We start from the raw sequence: 19235 nt of genomic DNA, 5'->3' as shown, positions 1-19235 counted from the left end.
TCTTTTTCTGTTTAGTTTCAAGCAAAAAACAAGGTCTGCGTCTGACATTTTATGCCTTTTTGCAAACCTTGTCTTTTCTTTCCATTTATATTACTTTTTCTAGATCTATAACAACACCATAAAAAGCTCTATTACTCTACCGTAACACTCTTCGCCAGGTTTCTAGGCTTATCTACATCCAGTCCCTTCGATACACTTACATAATATCCCAGCAGCTGCAGCGGCACAACCGCTAAGCTCGGTGTGAAGTGCTCGTCAGTCTTCGGTATATAGACTGCGAAATCGACGGTGTCTTCAATATTGTAGTTGCCTGCAGTTGTGAGTCCCATGAGGTAAGCGCCGCGGCATTTTACTTCTACCATGTTGCTGATCATCTTCTCATATAGGGCTTCCTGGGTCAGGATGCTGACTACGAGGATACCATCCTCAATCAGGCTGATGGTTCCGTGTTTTAATTCTCCAGCTGCATATGCTTCGGAATGGATGTAGCTGATCTCTTTTAATTTCAGGCTGCCTTCCATGCTGACTGCGTAATCGATGCCGCGGCCGATGAAGAACACGTCTTTTGCATTGGCATATTTCGCTGCGAACCACTGGATGCGTTCTTTGTCATTTTCGAGCAGCTTCGCAATCTGATCCGGCAGTTCCTGCAGGGCTGCAAGGAGTTCTTCATATTTTTCTTCTGTGATCGTACCGCGCACATGGGCAAACTGCACGCCCAGAAGATATCCGGCAACCAGCTGTGTGCTATATGCCTTGGTGGTCGCCACCGCAATCTCCGGACCTGCCAATGTGTAGAAAATATGATCTGCCTCACGCGCAATCGTGGAACCTACCACATTGACAATCGCCATCGTAGGAACGCCCTGGCTCTTTGCCAGACGCAGGGCTGCCAGGCTGTCGGCTGTCTCGCCCGACTGGCTGATGATGATAACCAGACTGTTCTCTTCCAGAATCGGGTTCCGGTAACGGAACTCGGAAGCCAGCTCGACGCGGACCGGAATACGCGCCAGATCTTCGATCACATACTGAGCTGCCACGCCTGCATGGTAAGCAGAACCACACGCTACGATATAAATACGCTTTAACGAACGAATGACATCATCGGAAAGTCCCGCCTCGGTCAGGTCAATATGACCATCGCGGATGACTGAATTTAATGTATCCCGAACCGCACGCGGCTGTTCATGGATCTCCTTAATCATGAAATGCTCATAACCTCCCTTTTCAGCAGCTTCTGCATCCCACTCAATCGTCACAAGTTCTTTCTGAATCTCTTCCTGATCAATATTATAGAAAGTAACCTCTCCCTTATGTAAGCGTCCCAATTCCTGGTTGCCGATATAGTATACCTTGCGGGTATATGGAAGCAGGGGCGGAACATCCGACGCGATAAAGGATTCACCCTCGCCTACTCCGATGATCATCGGGTTATCCTGACGGGCTACAAAGATCTCCTCCGGATAATCCTTAAACATAACCGCCAGTGCATACGTGCCACGGATACGCATCATCGCACGCGCCATCGCATCGAGCGGTCCCTCGTTGTATTTCTTATAATAATGATCGATCAGCTTTACAGCCACCTCTGTATCAGTATCTGAATAAAACGTATATCCATTTTTAATCAGTTTTTCGCGAATTTCCTGATAGTTTTCGATAATACCATTGTGAACCGCTACCACGCTGCGGTCATCCGTGCAGTGCGGATGTGCATTGTTCTCAGACGGCTCCCCGTGTGTCGCCCAGCGGGTATGACCGATACCGCAGTTGCCCCGCATTGCGCGTCCATTGTCTGTTTTCTCTGCCAGCGCGCGCAGACGTCCCTTCGCCTTTACAACCTCCGGTACACGTTCTCCGTCTCTGACTGCCAGACCTGCTGAATCGTATCCACGATATTCAAGCTTCTCCAGACCCGCTAATAAGATCGGAGCCGCCTGCTGGTCTCCTGTATATCCTACGATACCACACATACAATTATTCCTCCTTTTTCCAACCAGGCGAGCCGCTGCCATCATACCGCCTCAGACACTCCCGCCTTCGTATCTCTATCTCAAGAATATGATAAATCTATTGATTCTTCAAAATAGAATCTTCTATAAAATATGTCGTTTATCCCTAAATAGCGCCTGACCGGCACCTTCGATATAGACTTTCTTCTCAGTCATGTACATATTCTGTCTCATTATACCAAAAAAGAATCTTCTTGTCAGCATTTGCTGTAATATTTTCGTCAGTCATCATATAGACACATCTCATTTTAAAACCCTCCGCTATAAGCAGTCACATATTTCTTCTGCATATCTACCTGTAAAATAACGATTGTCCACGACAACTATTTTTTATACAGGAGGTTTCATCATGAAAAACGAAACAATGTACTTTAACGATCTTCTTTCCATCTGGCTGGAAAAGCAGAAACAGGCGCGAGCCCTGTCTACCTATGTGAAATACCGGCATCTGGCAGACCGTTATATCTCCCCTTATTTTAGAGCCATCCAGCTTTCAGAGGTCGATCTGCCTATGCTTCAGACATTCCGCAATTCCCTTTTATCCCCGGATTCCCTGCATCCGCTTGGGAACGGAACTATCCGCTGTATTCTTCTGCTCGTCAACTCCATTCTGCGTCTTTCCTATGAAACCGGGCAGACAAACGGCATTCTCTATCTCCCGCCCCGTCTTCCAAAAAAGCGCCCTGAAGTACCTGTTTTTACCCTTCAGGAACAGAAACAGCTCGAACACTATCTAACTGCCCATACAGGAATCTCCGAAGCCGTCATCTATCTGGGACTCTATACAGGGCTGCGGGTTGGAGAACTCTGCGCCCTGCGTTGGGAAAATATTCATTTTTCCGATCGCTATCTCCATGTCCGACACACGGTGCAGCGCCTGACGCGCCTTGACACAACCCATAAATCAGAACTCATTTTATCCGGTCCCAAAAGCATCTCCTCCAACCGTTTGGTTCCCCTGCCCGCTTTCCTTCTGCCGATCCTACAGCCATATTCTCATCCGGAACACCCGGATTATTTTCTGCTGTCACAATCTGCCAGCTTCCCGATGGATCCGCGAACCTTCCAGAATCACTACCAGCGCATTCTATCTCAAGCCGGACTGCGCTATCTGAATTTTCATGCAATCCGGCACACGTTTGCCACCCGCTGTATCACAAATGGCATGGATCCCAAAACGCTCAGCGAAATTCTGGGACACTCCGATTTGAAAGTCACGCTTGAATACTATTTTCATTCCTCTCTGGAATTCAAGAAAGAACAGATCGACCGCCTTACTGCTCTTTCTCCGACCGTCCATACTTCTCTTCCAGATATGCCACATAATATGACGGATTAAAATCTTCCCCCGTCATATCGCGCAGGATCTGACGGCTGTCCTTCAATTTGCCATACTGGTGAATATTTTTCCGCAGATATTCGCGGATTTCTCCCAGGTTTCCAGCCTCCAGTAGTTTTTCTACCGGCAATTCCTTCTTCATCTGGTGATAAATCTGCGCGCCAAAGGCATTTCCTAATGCATAGGACGGAAAATAGCCGATCGATCCCTGTGACCAGTGAATATCCTGCAGTACGCCCTCCCGATCCGTGGACGGGCGTACTCCCAGGTATTCTTCATACTTATCATTCCAGATCTGCGGCAGTTTCTCCACCTCCAGATCCTCCTCAATCAGCATTTTCTCAATTTCATAGCGCACCAGCACATGCAGCGGATAAGAAAGCTCATCCGCTTCCGTCCGGATCAGCCCCGGAACGGTTCTATTAACCGCCGCCAGAAAATTCTCCAGACTCGTCTCCGTCAGCGGGCTTCCAAACATCTGCGCCACTTTTCCATAAATCGGTTTCCAGAATGCATGGCTGCGCCCCACGATATTTTCAAAGAAACGGGACTGGCATTCATGCATTCCCATCGAAGTTCCCTGCCCCACCAGCGTCTGTGTCAGGTCATCCCGGATGCCAAATTCATAGATAGCATGTCCCGTCTCATGCAGCACGGAAAAAATCGAAGAATCAATCCGTTTCTGATAATGCGTCGTGATCCGTACATCATGATTGTGCAGATTCGTCGTAAACGGATGGGCGCTGAGTGCCAGTACTCCCCGGTCAAAATCAAAGCCCTCATATTCTGCTAGGAAACGCGCCGCCTCTGCCTGCGCCGCCTCCGGATAATCTGCAGATAAAAAGGCGTCCGGAACCGTCTTCGAGCGCTCTGCCGATTCTTTCAAAAGCGGCACGATTTTCCCTTTCATCAGCTCAAAAAATGGATCTAACATCTCCATATTAAAACCTTTTTCGTAGGTATCCAGCATCACATCGTAAAGCTTCTGTCCCGGCTTTGCCCGGTACGCCGCAAATTTCTTCTGATAGGAAATAATCTCCTTCAAAACAGGGGCAAATGAAGCAAAATCATTTTTCTCTCGCGCACACGTCCAGATTCCCGTCGCACGCGCCGTAAGTTCTGCATACGCACGGTATTCCTCCGGCGGAATGCAGGAAAGCCGCTCCTGCTCCTCGGCTGCTTCCCGGAGAATTGCCGACTGCACCTCATCAAATACGCCCGCATTCTCTTTTTCTGCCTTCAGGCAGACATCCAACAGCTCCTTAAAACGCATTGACGCCAGAATCTCCTGATACTGCTCCGAAAGTGAACCTATCACCCGCGCGGTATGCTCTGCTGCACCCTTCGGCGCCAGCGTCTCATCATCCCACTCAAACAAAACCATCGACGTCTGAAGCGCCATCGCCCGCTCCAAAAGAGACTGCAGCTCCTCAAACTGTTTTTTTACATTCTGATTCTTCTGTTCTGTCTGTGCCATTTTCCTGCCTCCTGTCTTTTTTTCGTAATTCTATCATCCAAATTCTGTGTATTTTTTAGGTTCCGCTGCACATATGCCTGCATTCTTTTGTAATATGAGCCATTTCCATCTTCATCATACCAGATTTTCTTTCTTCTGTTTCTTATATCTTTCTTATGATTTTTTACAGTTCACACATTGTGCAAACTGTAACAGGATTTTCTCATGATGCCTTATGTGACTTTCCAATCTTGCATAATCATGCAAAACGCGGTATACTAAAACCAGTTTAAATCATATGCATAAAGCTGATTCCCGGCACACGGATATACGCCACGAATCAACTTCCATGCACACACCAGGACAGGAGGGATTGCAGATGATCGAAGCAACGAGCTGCGGCGGTGTGGTTATATTTCGGGGAAAATTACTCGTTCTTTACAAAAACTACCGGAACAAATACGAAGGCTGGGTTCTTCCCAAAGGAACCGTAGAACCGGGCGAAGACTTCAAGCAGACCGCCCTCCGGGAGGTTCATGAGGAGACTGGCGTCGCCGCCTCCATCATCAAGTACATTGGCAAAAGCCAGTACACCTTCAACACCCCTCAGGATACCATCGAAAAGACCGTGCACTGGTATCTGATGATGGCGGACAGCTACTACAGCAAGCCGCAGCGCGAAGAATACTTCGTCGATTCCGGCTACTACAAATTTTACGAAGCCTACCACCTTCTGAAATTTTCCAACGAAAAACAGATCCTGGAAAAAGCCTACAATGAGTATCTGGATCTGAAAAAGGCAAATTTGTGGGGGAATCGGAAATACTTTTAATCACAAGAACAAAGAGGCTGTTGCAAAATCATTACCAAAAATAGATGATTGAGCAGCAGCTTCCATTTCTCTGCCAGCTAATCCGGGTTAAAATTCGCGGTTTTCCTGTTAAAAAAGGCTTTTCGGTAATTTCCTATGAAACAAAAAACACCCCGTCCGCTGCACAAAGCCAACGAACAGGGTATTAAAAAGGGGAGGATAAGTATTCAAAAATTTCTCTTTTGTGATACTAACAGTATGACCCGTTTCTGGTATTCTATACATCAATCTCCTAATTTTTATACGCCTTTTATCTGCTTCCGCAGTATCCGGTTTTCATATTATTTATCATATATGCCTTTTTCTCTTGCTTTCTTCCTCTCTTTCCGCTACAATAGATACGTTTTGAGTTGTACTTTTTGATTTGTTTTTGCCTCTATGAAAAATACAACTCCAGCAAATCATTTTATGTACATTTTTATATTGATTTAAAACTTTTTATATCGTAAACCTTGTACTTACCTCACAAAAAGGAGATTTACCTTATGAACAAGAAAAACATCTTAGTCGGACAGTCCGGCGGACCGACCGCGGTTATCAACGGGAGCCTTTACGGCGTTATCTGCGAAGGTGCGCGCCACAGCGATGCGGTTGGCTGCGTCTACGGTATGATAAATGGAATCGAGGGCTTTCTCGCGGATTCTTATATGAACCTTTCAGAAACACTCTCCGATGACGATCTGGAACTTCTTCGCCTGACTCCGGCGGCGTATCTGGGTTCCTGCCGTTTTAAACTCCCGGAGAACCTCTCTGACAGCTTCTACCGCGTCCTCTTTGAAAAACTGGAGCGGCTGGACATCGGCTATTTCTTTTACATCGGCGGCAACGACTCGATGGACACCGTCAGCAAGCTTTCCCGCTATGCAGCGCAGATCAAAAGTCCGATCCGCTTTATCGGCATTCCCAAGACGATCGACAACGATCTCGTCCTGACCGATCACACGCCGGGATACGGCAGTGCTGCCCGCTATGTTGCTGCATCCGTCCGTGAAATTGCGCTGGACGCCTCTGTCTATCAGCAGAAATCGGTCACCATCGTTGAGATCATGGGACGCCATGCCGGATGGCTGACGGCTGCCTCTGCCTTAGCACGCAAGGAAGCCGGTGACAATCCGCTCTTAATCTATCTGCCGGAAGCTCCATTTGAGCTGGCACAATTTAATGACGACTTAAAGAAAGCGTTTGAAAAGACAGCGAATGTCATCGTCTGCGTCTCCGAGGGCATCCGCGATCACGGTGGTCGTTTTATCTGCGAATATTCAACCGAAGCCCAGGTCGACACCTTCGGTCACAAAATGTTAGCCGGATGCGGCAAAATTCTGGAAAATTATGTCCGCAACCAGTTCGGCGTCAAGGTGCGCTCGGTTGAGCTCAACGTCAACCAGCGCTGCTCTGGTCTCACTGTTTCCGCTACTGATCTGAATGAGCCGAGATGGCAGGCCGTTTCGGTGTCCAGGCGGCTCTGGACGGCCATACTGGGCAGATGGTGGCATTTGAGCGTGAGACTGATACAGCAGCTTCTGAACCTGTTCATGCAGCTGCTGCCGTTTCAAACGCTGCGGACTTAGGCGCAGCATCCGCTTCATGCGTAAAACATCGTAACACTGTATATAAAATTCATCCAGTCCTCAAGGATGTCAATCTGATCTGCAATCAGGAAAAGAAAGTACCTGCTGAGTGGATCACGAAAAACGGTACCGATGTCAGCGATGATTTCCTGGCTTACTCGCAGCCGCTGATCCAAGGGGACGTTTCCCATATTATGGAAAACGGACTTCCAAAATATTTGTACCGCAAATAGTCCGTCACGCAGTATAACTGCTTCATCTTTGAAATCCATACAAGCAGCAGAAAAAAGAGACGCTTCTTTCATTTTACGGATGCGTCTCTTTTCTACTTAATAATACATAATACCTGAATTTTTTTCTAATTTACCCCAATCACACACTCTTATCATTTGGGGAGGAATCCTGACCGTGCCCTTTCAGCGCAGCCATCTTCTAAATCTAATCTTCCTCACAATCCCGAATTTCAACCCCATCATAAAAGAACATCAGAATCTCTTCATAATTCTTGCCTTCGCGCGCCATCTCCTGTGCGCCGTTCTGGCTCATGCCGACTCCGTGACCGTAGCCGCCGCCCCAGATGGTAAATGTGCGGATGTCTTTTTCCTCATCCCTGGCAGTTTCATCCACCGAGAAAAAGGCACTCGGAAGCGTACTCCATCCTGTCAGTTCGGTTCCGTCATTTTTCTTATAAACGAGTGATTCCGAGCCGAGGACACTCCGGATCTGACTCTGACCTTTCAGTGTCTTGGTTCCCTCGCTTCCGACGATCTGCACCGTCTGGGCGATACCACCCTTACCGCGGGAAGTCACAAAAATACCCTGAATCTCGCCGATGGTATCTACCTTCTGCTGCAGCTTCTTATTCGTGATCGTTGTTTTCCAGCGGTACATCGGGAACGAGGAATCATAATTCTGCTCACCCTGTCCCTGGATAAACTTGAGAAATGTGTCGTTGTCCGTCAAATCCGGAATCTTCTTCTTTTCCGTCAAACCGATCCCTTTCAGATACGGAACCTCGTCTTTGCTGGCGCCCCAGATCGTTCCATCGGTCGAATATCCGCAGGAAGTTGAAAAATAATACGTTTCCGCCGGAGTATCGTTGTAATATACGATCTTCCCGTCCGTCTCCTTGACTGCCAGATTCGTCCGCTCACTGCTCTCTGTATTATTGTACACCTGATAGTTCGTGCTGTCATCAACGTGTGCACCGTAACGGCTGTAGGCATTCGCCTTGATCTGCCGGTAGGCATACGTCCGTGCGCAAACTGCCTGCGCCTTGAGCGCCTCCAGCTCATAATTGGATGGCATCTCGCTCGGCACTACGCGTGTCAGGTAATCTTCGACGTCCAGCTCATTGATCAGAAGCAGCCCATCCGACTCCTCGCTCAACTCGAAGCTGCCGAAATACGACGGCGTTCCCTGCGCCCGCTTGGTGCTCAGGATGCGGATCTCCTTCTGCGGGTCTTCCAGCGTGATCGTCATGCGCCCTTCTTTCAGGCGGTCATCGCCAGGACTCACGGACAATTTCGTTCCCGGGCTCAAAGTCTCCTCTGATTCGCCCCAGGTCACATGCATCGTGCTGTCCGACTGGAGTACCACTTTCGTGTGAAACAAGGAGGAATAATCATCATTCATGATCAGCACGCGGATGTTCGTCGCTGAAAAATCATGATTTAAGAGTGCTGCGCAAACCTTTTTGCCAGCCACGACAAATTTTCCCAGATCATAGCCGACCAGCACATCCCGCTTTTTCTGCTCCTTGACGACTCCATATGTTTTATATACTTTAAAATCATCGTCCAGTTTCAGCGTTCCGTACCCGTCAATCTCGATCGTATCATCCTTGACCGAGAGTACCTTTCCCTCGATCATATCTTCCTTGAGCGACAACTTGCGGATCTTGCCCTTATCCAGCTCGACATCCGCCAGCACGCCATCGGTACGATCCTTGAGCTTTTCTTCCTCTGGAAATGTCCGGACGATCGTGCCAATATACACATCCATCCCACCCGATTCTCCCGGAACGATCCAGACATTCTTATATGTAACTTTTTCAGACTGTACGCCGCACAGCGTGATGATCGAACCATCACGCTCATAGACCTCGATCTTCCGATCGATGCAGGCATCCAGCGACACGCCCTCAAAATTCATCGTTCCCTGATCCGTATATGCCGTCCATGCCGCTGCTTCCTTCACATTTTTCGGTGTTCCATAAAGCACCAGCTTCTGTTTTTTGACCGCGTTTTCCGAATCTGCCTTTTTTAAGAATGACTCATAAAACAGCCACCATTCTTCCTTCGGCATTGCCTTTTTATATTTATTTTTAGATACATTCAGGGCGCTTGAAAGCCCTTTTGAAACGCGATCTGCCGCATATGCCGCTTCGCCATAGGTCAGTGCGCCCATCGCGTAGCTTTTACTTATCTTCTCGTCTCCCGGCTCCAGATAGCCTTCCTCAATCATATAGTCAATATATTTGGCATACCATTCATCCTGATCCGGCGTTCCAAAATGGCTTCCATGTTCTCCCTGCGACGCAACGATGTCATCCCGGTCTGCAAATGATAACGCCATAGCTTTCGATGCCATGGCGCGTGAAATATCATTATCCGAGTGATCCAAAAATACAATTGCAAAGAGCAGGAGTGCCAGAAAAGCCGGAATCGCCACTGCCCAGTAAACCAGCTTTTTAGGTTTCAGAGGCTGTACTGCCTTTCGCGATCTGCCTGTTTTCTTTTCCATATTTCTCCAGCCGCCTTTATTTTTTAACTGTCCTTTCTCATTCACAGTCACTTTTTATTTAACTCCATAAACGTTCCTGTTTTCTCATCAATGTGGTCTAACTTCCGGTATTCGTCTGTCTCCATCGGCAATTTCCGAAGCCGCAGCGACCGGTGCACCGCGCGGGAGATCAAGTCATAGATAACCGCAAATGCCGGTACTGCGATAATCATGCCGACGAAACCAAAGAGTCCGCCAAAGAAGAGAATCGAAAACAATACCCAGAAACTCGAAAGTCCTGTCGAATTGCCCAGGATCTTCGGTCCCAGAATATTGCCGTCAAACTGCTGCAGAAGCAGAATCCAGATGAGGAAATACACACACTGGAGCGGACTGACCAAGAATACCAGAAACGCTGCCGGTATCGCACCGATGAACGGTCCAAAAAAAGGTATCACATTCGTCACACCGATAATGACGCTCAAAAGCATCGGGAATGGCATATTTAAGATCGTCACACCGATGAAACAGATAATACCGATAATGAGGGAATCCACCAGCTTGCCGATGATGAAGCCGCCGAACATCTGATTGATAAACCGGAGCTCCTCGATTACCAGATTCGCCTGTCTTAGATTCAGGCAGCCATAAACAATCTTCTTTCCCTGTGCTGCCAGTGTATCTTTGATATTTAGCAGATACACCATGACGATCAGACCGATCAGCCAGTTTTTGATAAATTCCAGGACACCCAGCACGCTGCTGGAAAGGCCTGTCACGATCTGTCCAATCCGGTGCATATCAATGTTGGTAAACGATTTCTCCGCCCAGTTCTGAAAAACTGCCAGGTTATTTTCAAAACTGCTCAGAACCATATTTTCGATCTCCGGATTATTTTTCAAAATACGCTGAATCCATTCATACACATTCTGCACATACAGCGGAAATGAATCCTGAATGCCGATCAAACTCTCGATCAGCTGCGGGATCATAAGCTGGAACATCCCTACCACAAGCACAATAACCAGCCCCAGACAGGCTGCCGTCGCAAGCATCCGGGCTGCACCACGGACGTATTTGGAATTCTTAGTGACAGAGCCAAGGGTCTTTTCCACGATCCCTGCTACCCAGTTATATGCCGGGGCGGTCAGATACGTCAGCACCGCACCGCAGAGAATCGGCGCAAGGATTTTCACAACCTTGCGGGTGCCCGCCGACACCACATCCCAGTGTTGGATGCTGAACCAGAGCAGTATGCAGACCGCAATCACCGAAACTGCCGTCATACCCATATAAATGTATTCTTTGAAATCTCTTTTTTCCATACTTATGTTCTTATCCGTTCCTCTTTTCTGATTTTACAATGTGCTTCTGGAAAATGTTACATTTTCTTTACACACTTTCTTTTACAGAGAAAGCAGCGATTGCTCGCTGCTTTTATCCTTTGTAACCCCAAAATGCCGGCTCTTACCATATTGACGCCTAGCGCTGCTAGGTGGGCAACCTCACTTAGATTTCTGTCTTCCACTCGAGAGGAGGCCTGACATCCATCTAAAAATATCGGAATCCCGTTAGTCAAAATGTAGGTTCAAAAAAAGCAAGAGTTGTCGAGCATCCCAGGAATTACAAATATTCTCTTTTGATACGGCTATTATACCGCAAGTCGGATGTTTTTTCAAGTTCCATTTTCTGATAATGCGGTCAGGTTGTTACTGTTCAGGTTATCCCTCTCTCTATCTCTTTTAAAGAGCTCCTTTTTATCTTTTATACTTCTCTCCACTTCATCAGGAAATCTCCCAGCTCTTCCACCGTCTCAATCTGGTAGTCTGCCCCATTTTCCGTAAACTCTTCCCGGGAACCATATCCATACAGCACCGCCGCACATGGGAGCTGATTTTCATGCGCCCCGATAATATCGTGTTTCCGGTCGCCCACCATGATAACCTTCGATTCCTCCGGTGTTGTTCCCAGACGGTCCAGCGTGTAGGCAATCACATCGCCTTTGCGGACCCGGATCTCCTCCATATCCGCCCCGCCAACCAGGGTAAAGTAGGAAAGCAGATCAAAATGCTCCAGAATCTGAATAGCAAACGGTTCCGGCTTTGAGGTTGCCACCGCCAGCGTAAGACCGGCATCCTTTAAACGTGTCAGCATCTCCCGAATTCCCGGATAAACTTTATTTTCAAACATTCCCTGTTTCGTAAAATATTCGTGGAAATAGCCGATCGCTTCGCGCGCCTGCGCTTCGCTGAATCCGTAATATTCTTTAAAACTGTCCGACAGCGGCGGTCCGATGAACGGACACAGTTTATCCAGATCCGGCTCATCGATCCCGTATGCCTGCAGCGCATGCTGGACAGACTTTGTGATGCCTTCCTTCGGATCTGTAAGGGTTCCGTCGAGGTCAAATAGTATGATATGGTTCATATGGTTCGTTCTCCTTATTGTAGTCCGCGGTGCATTACTCCGCAGCACACCAGCTTGAAAAAACTACGTTTTCATTGCTTACGACCATTCTAATACATTTTACGCAAAAAAGAAAGACAACTTTTCTCCAGCCATCTTTCTTTTCTGCTTTTCACTCTTTATTTGTAAAATTCATGTCCACCATGCTGCATGACATAGGTCAGCTTGCCATCGAACCAGCGTACATTGGAGGAAGCAGAGATTCCGCGGTTCATGAAGTACAGGGCGCCGCCCGAGTAATCCTCGCCTTCCAGTGCACGGTTGACGCAGTCAATTGTCTGCTGCGTTACCTTACAGCTGTTGATCGTTCCATCCAGTACCGGTGAGAACTGGGATGGTTCATACACAACGGCTTTGACGCTGTTCGGGAATTTCTTGTTTTTCACCCGGTTGATGATTACATTTGCAACCAGTATCTTTCCCCTGTCGTCGCACACACCCGCCTCCGCCTGCACAATTTTCTGCAGAACACTGTAATCTTCATCGCTGTAAGAGATGACTGCGCGTTCCCGGCGCTCCCGTTCTTCTGCTTCCTGCGCCGCCTGCTGGGTCTGCATTCGTACTTCTCGTTCGATTACCTCTACTTCCAGAGCTTCCTTCGCAAGTTCATCCTGAATCCCCTGCTCCAGCCTCTGTCCGAGTAGATGCTGACTCTCCTCGTTGGAGGCGAGAATCGTAAATTCTGATAAGCTCTCTGTCTCTGTCGTTTCTTCTGACTGCAGCATTTCTGTCAGTTCCACATCATCCGGATATTCCTGGTGTGCCGAGGCTGCATTTTTGCCAACGCCGCCAAAACTGACCGAATTAAATGCTATCACCGTCACAACCGCTGCTCCCGTCATCAATACGGCTGCGGTCCGGTACATCCTTTTTGTCACACGGACAAATAATGCCTTTATAAACTGATAAGCAGTCTGAAGAAATGTGTCAATGCTTGGCATACACTCTCCTCTTTCTATCAGTGCAGTCCTCCCAAAACCGGTCTGACTGCCATTTAACATCTGCGGCATCTTCTTTGGCTGTCTGATTTTTTCTGACAGCTAAGGACAGATCGTTACTGTTCACACACGTGTGCCCAGCAACGGGATTTTGCCGATGCTGCGCATTCCAAATCGGCAAAATCTGCTGCCAGAACTGTATCGTACGGAATTTTCAGTTCAGAAAATTCCTACCTGTGAACAGTTACGACAGATCCTCTCTGCCTGTGCCGCTTCCTTCAAGTGACGGGAGACATTATATGTGGTTTCCGGCTTCAAAGTCAACGTCTTTTTTACATTTTTGTGACAAATCACGTTCTCATTTAACTTTTCCTTAATATTTATGTGAGCATTTTATAAACTTTTTTGCTTTTTCTTCCCAATTTTTATAAACTTTGGCTGGTATAAAATTTTTAATTTTTTACAATTCTGTTAAATTCTGCCCGTCAAAAAAACAGGCGAATCAAGTCGCCTGTTTTTTATGTCAACTGTAATAGAACAATTATGGTATCTGTAAAGGTGTCAGACAGACTCCGATTATGTGAAACCAACACATACAATCCACTGTCCGGTGTCCGATCACTGCCACTCAAACTCCTTACCACTCTAGATCAGCGCTACAAACTGTGCATCCACATATTTTGCAAGTTCCTCCGGATTCAGAATGACCTGAACACCTCTCTGACCCGCGCTGATGCTGATTTTGTCGAAAATCTGCGCTGTTTCTTCTATATAAGTAGGGAACTTCTTTTTCATGCCGATCGGGGAACAACCACCTCGCATATAGCCAGTCAGCGGAAGAAGTTCCTTCATATGGATCATCTCCACTTTCTTGTCCTTGGAAGCCTTTGCCACCTTTTTCAGGTCCAGCTCCTCATCGACCGGGATACAGCAGACCAGATAGCCGTTCTTATCGCCCTTTAAAACGAGCGTTTTGAACATCGTGTCATGGTCCATCCCCATCATATCCGCCGCATGGCTGCCGGATAAGTCGTCCTCATCTACTTCATACTCGCCTGCTTCATAATCGATTCCAGCCGCGTCTAAAAGACGCATTACGTTTGTTTTTGTCATAAGCTAAACCCTTTCTGGAGACAGATTTAGTGCACTCCTCTTATTTCTGGTTGATATAGTTTACCAGTCCACCGGCTGTGATGATCTTCTGCATGAACTCCGGGAACGCCTGCCCCTGGAAGCTCTGGCCGGTGGTTTTATCGGTAATCACACCGCTGTCAAAATCAACCTCTACCTCATCACCAGCCGCGATTGCTTTTGCAGCCTCCGGGCACTCGATGATCGGCAGACCGATATTAATAGAGTTGCGGTAGAAAATACGTGCAAACGTCTCAGCAATAACACAGCTTACTCCTGCACATTTGATTGCCAGCGGCGCATGCTCGCGGGAAGAACCGCAGCCAAAGTTCTTATTTGCTACGATGATATCACCCTTCTGTACTTTATTTACAAACTCTTTATCAATATCTTCCATACAATGTTTTGCCAGCTCGTTGCCATCCGGAGAGTTTAAGTATCTTGCCGGGATGATAACGTCTGTATCTACATTGTCTCCATATTTAAACACATGTCCATTTGCTTTCATTTCTATATCCTCCTGCGATTTATCCTGTTATTTTATTCCAATTCACGAAACGGCATCTGCGATTTTAGGAAACCTTTCCCCGAACCGTAATATCCGTTTGTAACTGTTCAGTACCTTCACAGTCACGCGCAGACCTACTGAACAGTTACATCCGTTTTACTTATTCCTAAACTTTTATGCCTATTACAGTCCCAGTTCCGCCGGTCCGCTCACTTTTCCGGTAATGGCGCTGGCTGCTGCCACTGCCGGGCTTGCCAGATAAATCTCAGAATCCACGTGTCCCATACGTCCAACGAAGTACGATTGGTCGTGGATACACATCTCTCGCCTTCTGCCAGGATACCCATATAACCGCCCAGGCACGGACCGCAGGTCGGAGTGCTGACAACAGCACCAGCCTCGATGAAGGTCTCTAAAAGTCCCTCTTTCATGGACTGTAAATAGATCGCCTGTGTCGCCGGAATCACGATGCAGCGCAGACCTTTTTTCACTTTTCTGCCCTTTAAGATCTCAGCTGCGATACGCATATCCTCGATACGTCCGTTCGTACAGGAGCCAATGACAACCTGATCGATCGCAATGTCACCCACCTCATCGATCGTTCTCGTATTCTCCGGAAGATGCGGGAAGGATACGGTCGGCTTTAACTCGGATAAGTCTATGGTGTACTCTTCGTCATACTCTGCATCCGGATCTGCCTCATATACCTTGAAATCACGTTTAGAATGCTCTTTTAAGTACTCGATGGTCTTCTCATCAACCGGAAAGATACCGTTCTTGCCGCCTGCCTCGATCGCCATGTTGCAGATCGTGAAACGGTCATCCATGGAAAGGTTCTTGATGCCCTCGCCGACAAACTCCATGGAACGGTACAGCGCGCCATCTACGCCGATCATACCGATAATGTGAAGAATGACATCTTTACCACTGACCCATTTTGCCGGTTTGCCGATCAGGTTGAACTTGATCGCGGACGGTACCTTGAACCAAGCCTTACCGGTTACCATGCCAGCTGCCATATCGGTACTGCCGACACCTGTAGAGAATGCGCCAAGTGCGCCGTATGTACAGGTATGGGAATCCGCACCGATGACTGCATCACCTGCTACAACCAGACCTTTTTCCGGAAGGAGTGCATGCTCGATTCCCATCTCTCCTACGTCAAAATAGTTGGTGATATCATGACGACAGGCAAATTCACGACAGCATTTGCAGTTTTCCGCCGACTTGATATCCTTATTCGGGATAAAATGATCCATAACCAGCGCAATTTTGTCATGATTGAATACCGTCTGGTTGTCCATCTTCTTCATCTCATTGACCGCTACCGGCGTTGTGATATCATTTCCAAGAACCAGATCCAGATCTGCTTCGATCAACTGTCCTGCTTTTACCTCTGCAAGACCCGCGTGCGCTGCCAGGATCTTCTGTGTCATTGTCATTCCCATGATTTATTTCCTCCTGCATATACATACTTGGCAACGGCTCCGATGCCCTTACTGTTGTAGGAAAAAACTCTGTTCCAACGGTGCCGCTGACATCTTTTGCTTTTATATTTGTATTATAACACCGGTTCTGTTATAATACAAATATATATTGTTGATAGATACTATGAGTCGAAGTTATAGTGTCACTGTTCACGGGTAGGCACTTTTGGAACCGAAAGGGCCGTAAGAAAACGTGCCCAGTAACGTTATAGTGTCACCGATTTTTCCGATTGGAATACGAAGCATCCGCAAAATCCTGTCACATTTTGCACAACGTGTGAACTGTAGCTTTATAGATATAAAGGAGTATTATGGAACAACATTTAACCCAGTACCGTATTTTCTACGCCGTTGCACGCGCCGGCAATATTTCCCGCGCCGCCAAGGAACTTTTTATCAGCCAGCCCGCGATCAGCAAATCAATCAGCAAGCTGGAAGAAAGCCTCGGCATAGCACTTTTTATCCGCAATTCCCGCGGCGTCTCCCTGACCGCAGAGGGACAGGTCTTATTTCAGCATGTAGAAGCCGCCTTTGAAGCACTGGATCGCGGTGAAAATGAGCTGAAACAGATCCAGAACCTCCACATCGGACAGCTCAAGATCGGCGTCAGCAACACTCTGTGCAAATATATTCTTCTTCCTTATTTAAAAGAATTTATTGCACAGTACCCGCATGTCCGCATTTTGATTGAAAGTCAGGACACCGCACGCACAATCTCGATGCTGGAACAGCAGAAGCTCGACATCGGTCTGATCGCCGAGCCCAAAAACCGCCGCTACCTTTCGTTTCTTCCCGTCATGCGAATCGAGGACACCTTTGTCTGTACCCGGTCTTATCTGGAAAATCTGCGGATCCGCGAAGGTGCCGATGTCGATCCGTTCGAATCCGGGACAATCCTGCTGCTCGACCGCAGCAATATGACGCGCACGCACATTGACGCGTACTTTGCAGAGCACGGAATTGAACCGAAGCAGATTTTAGAGGCGACGACGATGGATCTTCTGATTGAATTTGCCAAAACGGGACTTGGAATCGGATGTGTGATCCGCGAATTTGTGCGGGAAGAATTCAAAGATGGTTCGCTGATCGAACTCCCGCTGGAAGTGCCAATCCGAAACCGAACGATTGGATTTGCTTATCATCCGACGGCGATGACGCGGACGATGAATGATTTTGTGCAATTTTGTTCGGAATGATGAAATAATTGGCAACACGGACGCCATTTCCTATGAAACGAAAAAGTCCGGCGCATGGCGGTCAAGCTGCCATATGCCGGACTTTTTCTGTTTAGTTCCTATTTTTATCAATTTTCGTAACTGTTCAGTACCTTCACAGTCACGCGCAAAAATTCATTAAAAATTGCCTGCGGCAATGGAATTTTTGCCTGCTGACCCATGTTTTCGTACGGTCAGCGCAGTAAATGCGCAGACCTACTGAGCAGTTACCGATTTTCTTTTAAAATATTCTTCGCACATTTCCACACACATGGAAATATTTTCCCATCTACCAGCCAGACATACACTTTCGAACAAATTCCTATTAAAATACAGCTCAGAACCAGATTCACCCCGATCGCCAGCTTCTCTCCCGCCTCAGAATAAATGCTGTAAAACCAACAGGAAAAGCTGGCAATCACAAGCCAGTGTGTCAGGAAGATTCCCATGCTATACTCGCCGATCCACAGAATAATTTTTTTGAGGATCTCCGGGAGCCAGGTCTCCAGACCGCCGAGCCAGAAGAGACGGAAGCCTAAAATCATCAGGAATGCAGCAACATGACCATAGAATTCCATGGTTCCGAGTCCGCCTGGAAATCCATGCGCTCCCAATGTGGTTCCGATCCAGAAAGATTTTCGAACGAACCAGATGCTGAAAATCCAGAGGGCAGCACCAAAAATGCCATATTTTTCTTCTCCATCTTTAAGCAGATTCTCTTTTCGCTCTCTTTCTTTCATGGACTTCTCAACTGCCCGCATCAGCAGACAGATCCCATTTCCCAGAAGCAGACAGATATAAAAGCTGTTCATTCCGATCAGCACTGCCGCGACGCCTGCCAGAATCAGAATTTTCTGGCGGGTTCCTACTTCCCGGAGGGCGGATGAAAGTACAAGAGTCAGAATACTTCCCATGAAAGTGTAGGTCAGCATCCAGGACGGACCATAGTACGTTGAATCAGCCTTGAAGATTGTATCAAACCAGGCATAGCGGAGCGCCTTCAGACCGCCTGGCAGATAGCTGTAAAAGTTGCTCAGCCACTCATTTTCCAGACGCGGCGCAACCCGCACTGTGTAGAAGAGACCGCTCCGGTAAAATAGATATGCCAGCAGAAATGTGACCGTCAACGGGCAGGTCAGTTTCAGATAGCGGCGCAGGATCTCTAAACTCCACGAAGTAAATCGCCCGGAATATACCTTATCGGCTATCAGCATTCCGCTGATCATCAAAAAAAGACTAACCCCGAAGGTTCCATAGCGGAGCAGGGGAAGCGGTCCTATTTCCATCAGCGCATTTACCTTATTGCTGCCCCAGCTCCCGAATGTACCGAACCAGTGACTTCCAAAGACCGCCAGACAGGCGTATGCCTTGATTATATTTACGTCATCATAGCGTTTCATCCGCGTTTCCTTTCCCATTCATATAAAAAGAATGTGCCTTGGCACATTCTCGCGCCGAGCGCGGTCGCCGCGACAGTTTCTGCTTCGCGCGAGTGTGCATCCACGCGGAGTGATTTTTATT

12 protein-coding genes, 1 other RNA gene and 2 pseudogenes are annotated in these 19235 nt (G+C 47.6%); 4 read left to right on the top strand and 11 right to left on the bottom strand.

Going from position 1 to position 19235, the window contains the following annotated elements; translation table 11 throughout:
- Nucleotides 1–131 precede the first annotated feature (131 nt).
- Nucleotides 132–1973 carry a glutamine--fructose-6-phosphate transaminase (isomerizing) gene (gene glmS, locus DWZ16_RS01460; RefSeq protein WP_118522149.1) on the bottom strand — a complete coding sequence of 614 codons (1842 nt, stop codon included), beginning with the start codon at nt 1971–1973 and terminating at the stop codon, nt 132–134.
- 388 nt (nt 1974–2361) lie between these two features.
- On the opposite strand from glmS, the gene DWZ16_RS01455 reads away from it, so the two are divergent.
- A complete protein-coding gene (locus tag DWZ16_RS01455) occupies nt 2362–3351 on the top strand; it encodes a tyrosine-type recombinase/integrase (RefSeq protein WP_118522148.1) in 990 nt (329 codons plus the stop codon).
- On the opposite strand, the gene DWZ16_RS01450 is transcribed toward DWZ16_RS01455, so the two are convergent.
- The gene (locus DWZ16_RS01450) at nt 3287–4828 is read right to left on the bottom strand and encodes a carboxypeptidase M32 (protein ID WP_118522147.1); all 1542 of its coding nucleotides are present in this window, start codon (nt 4826–4828) and stop codon (nt 3287–3289) included. The two genes, DWZ16_RS01455 and DWZ16_RS01450, sit on opposite strands and share 65 nt — an antisense overlap.
- A 358-nt stretch (nt 4829–5186) precedes the next feature.
- Between DWZ16_RS01450 and DWZ16_RS01445 the strand changes: the two genes are divergently transcribed.
- Complete coding sequence (locus tag DWZ16_RS01445; protein ID WP_022358438.1) at nt 5187–5639, top strand: NUDIX hydrolase; 453 nt, start codon at nt 5187–5189, stop codon at nt 5637–5639.
- Nucleotides 5640–6163: 524 nt separating this feature from the next.
- Nucleotides 6164–7479: pseudogene (locus DWZ16_RS01440) on the top strand (6-phosphofructokinase).
- A 205-nt stretch (nt 7480–7684) separates the two neighbouring features.
- On the opposite strand, the gene DWZ16_RS01435 reads toward DWZ16_RS01440, so the two are convergent.
- The 8 genes and pseudogenes from DWZ16_RS01435 to leuC all read right to left on the bottom strand — a co-directional run bounded on the left by DWZ16_RS01435 (nt 7685) and on the right by leuC (nt 16461).
- Nucleotides 7685–9991, bottom strand: coding sequence for a SpoIID/LytB domain-containing protein (locus DWZ16_RS01435; protein WP_243021879.1), 2307 nt, complete (start codon nt 9989–9991; stop codon nt 7685–7687).
- Nucleotides 9992–10038: 47 nt separating this feature from the next.
- Nucleotides 10039–11295, bottom strand: coding sequence for an AI-2E family transporter (locus DWZ16_RS01430; protein ID WP_107000114.1), 1257 nt, complete (start codon nt 11293–11295; stop codon nt 10039–10041).
- Between the two features lie 120 nt (nt 11296–11415).
- Nucleotides 11416–11596, bottom strand: a non-coding RNA gene (gene ssrS, locus DWZ16_RS01425) — 6S RNA.
- 138 nt (nt 11597–11734) lie between these two features.
- Entirely contained in the window at nt 11735–12397 is a 663-nt protein-coding gene (locus tag DWZ16_RS01420) for an HAD family hydrolase (protein ID WP_118522146.1), read from the bottom strand.
- Between the two features lie 158 nt (nt 12398–12555).
- Nucleotides 12556–13377 carry a cell wall hydrolase gene (locus tag DWZ16_RS01415; protein WP_118522145.1) on the bottom strand — a complete coding sequence of 274 codons (822 nt, stop codon included), beginning with the start codon at nt 13375–13377 and terminating at the stop codon, nt 12556–12558.
- A 642-nt stretch (nt 13378–14019) separates the two neighbouring features.
- On the bottom strand, nt 14020–14487 hold the full coding sequence (gene ybaK, locus DWZ16_RS01410) for a Cys-tRNA(Pro) deacylase (protein ID WP_117796452.1): 468 nt from the start codon (nt 14485–14487) through the stop codon (nt 14020–14022).
- 40 nt (nt 14488–14527) lie between these two features.
- The gene (gene leuD, locus DWZ16_RS01405; protein ID WP_022359393.1) at nt 14528–15013 is read right to left on the bottom strand and encodes a 3-isopropylmalate dehydratase small subunit; all 486 of its coding nucleotides are present in this window, start codon (nt 15011–15013) and stop codon (nt 14528–14530) included.
- A 183-nt stretch (nt 15014–15196) separates the two neighbouring features.
- Nucleotides 15197–16461 (bottom strand): annotated as a pseudogene (gene leuC, locus DWZ16_RS01400) (3-isopropylmalate dehydratase large subunit).
- 350 nt (nt 16462–16811) lie between these two features.
- Between leuC and DWZ16_RS01395 the strand changes: the two are divergent.
- A complete protein-coding gene (locus tag DWZ16_RS01395) occupies nt 16812–17696 on the top strand; it encodes a LysR family transcriptional regulator (RefSeq protein WP_118522144.1) in 885 nt (294 codons plus the stop codon).
- Nucleotides 17697–17941: 245 nt separating this feature from the next.
- Here DWZ16_RS01395 and DWZ16_RS01390 read toward each other — a convergent pair whose 3' ends face one another.
- Nucleotides 17942–19114: an acyltransferase family protein gene (locus tag DWZ16_RS01390; protein ID WP_181357153.1), complete on the bottom strand. Its 1173-nt coding sequence runs from the start codon at nt 19112–19114 to the stop codon at nt 17942–17944.
- Nucleotides 19115–19235 lie beyond the last annotated feature (121 nt).

It is taken from the genome of Clostridium sp. AF29-8BH, from assembly GCF_003478145.1.
Classification (GTDB): domain Bacteria; phylum Bacillota; class Clostridia; order Lachnospirales; family Lachnospiraceae; genus Otoolea; species Otoolea fessa.
The sequence above is the reverse complement of the archived record's forward strand: the minus strand, read 5'-3'. Positions and strand labels throughout refer to the sequence as shown.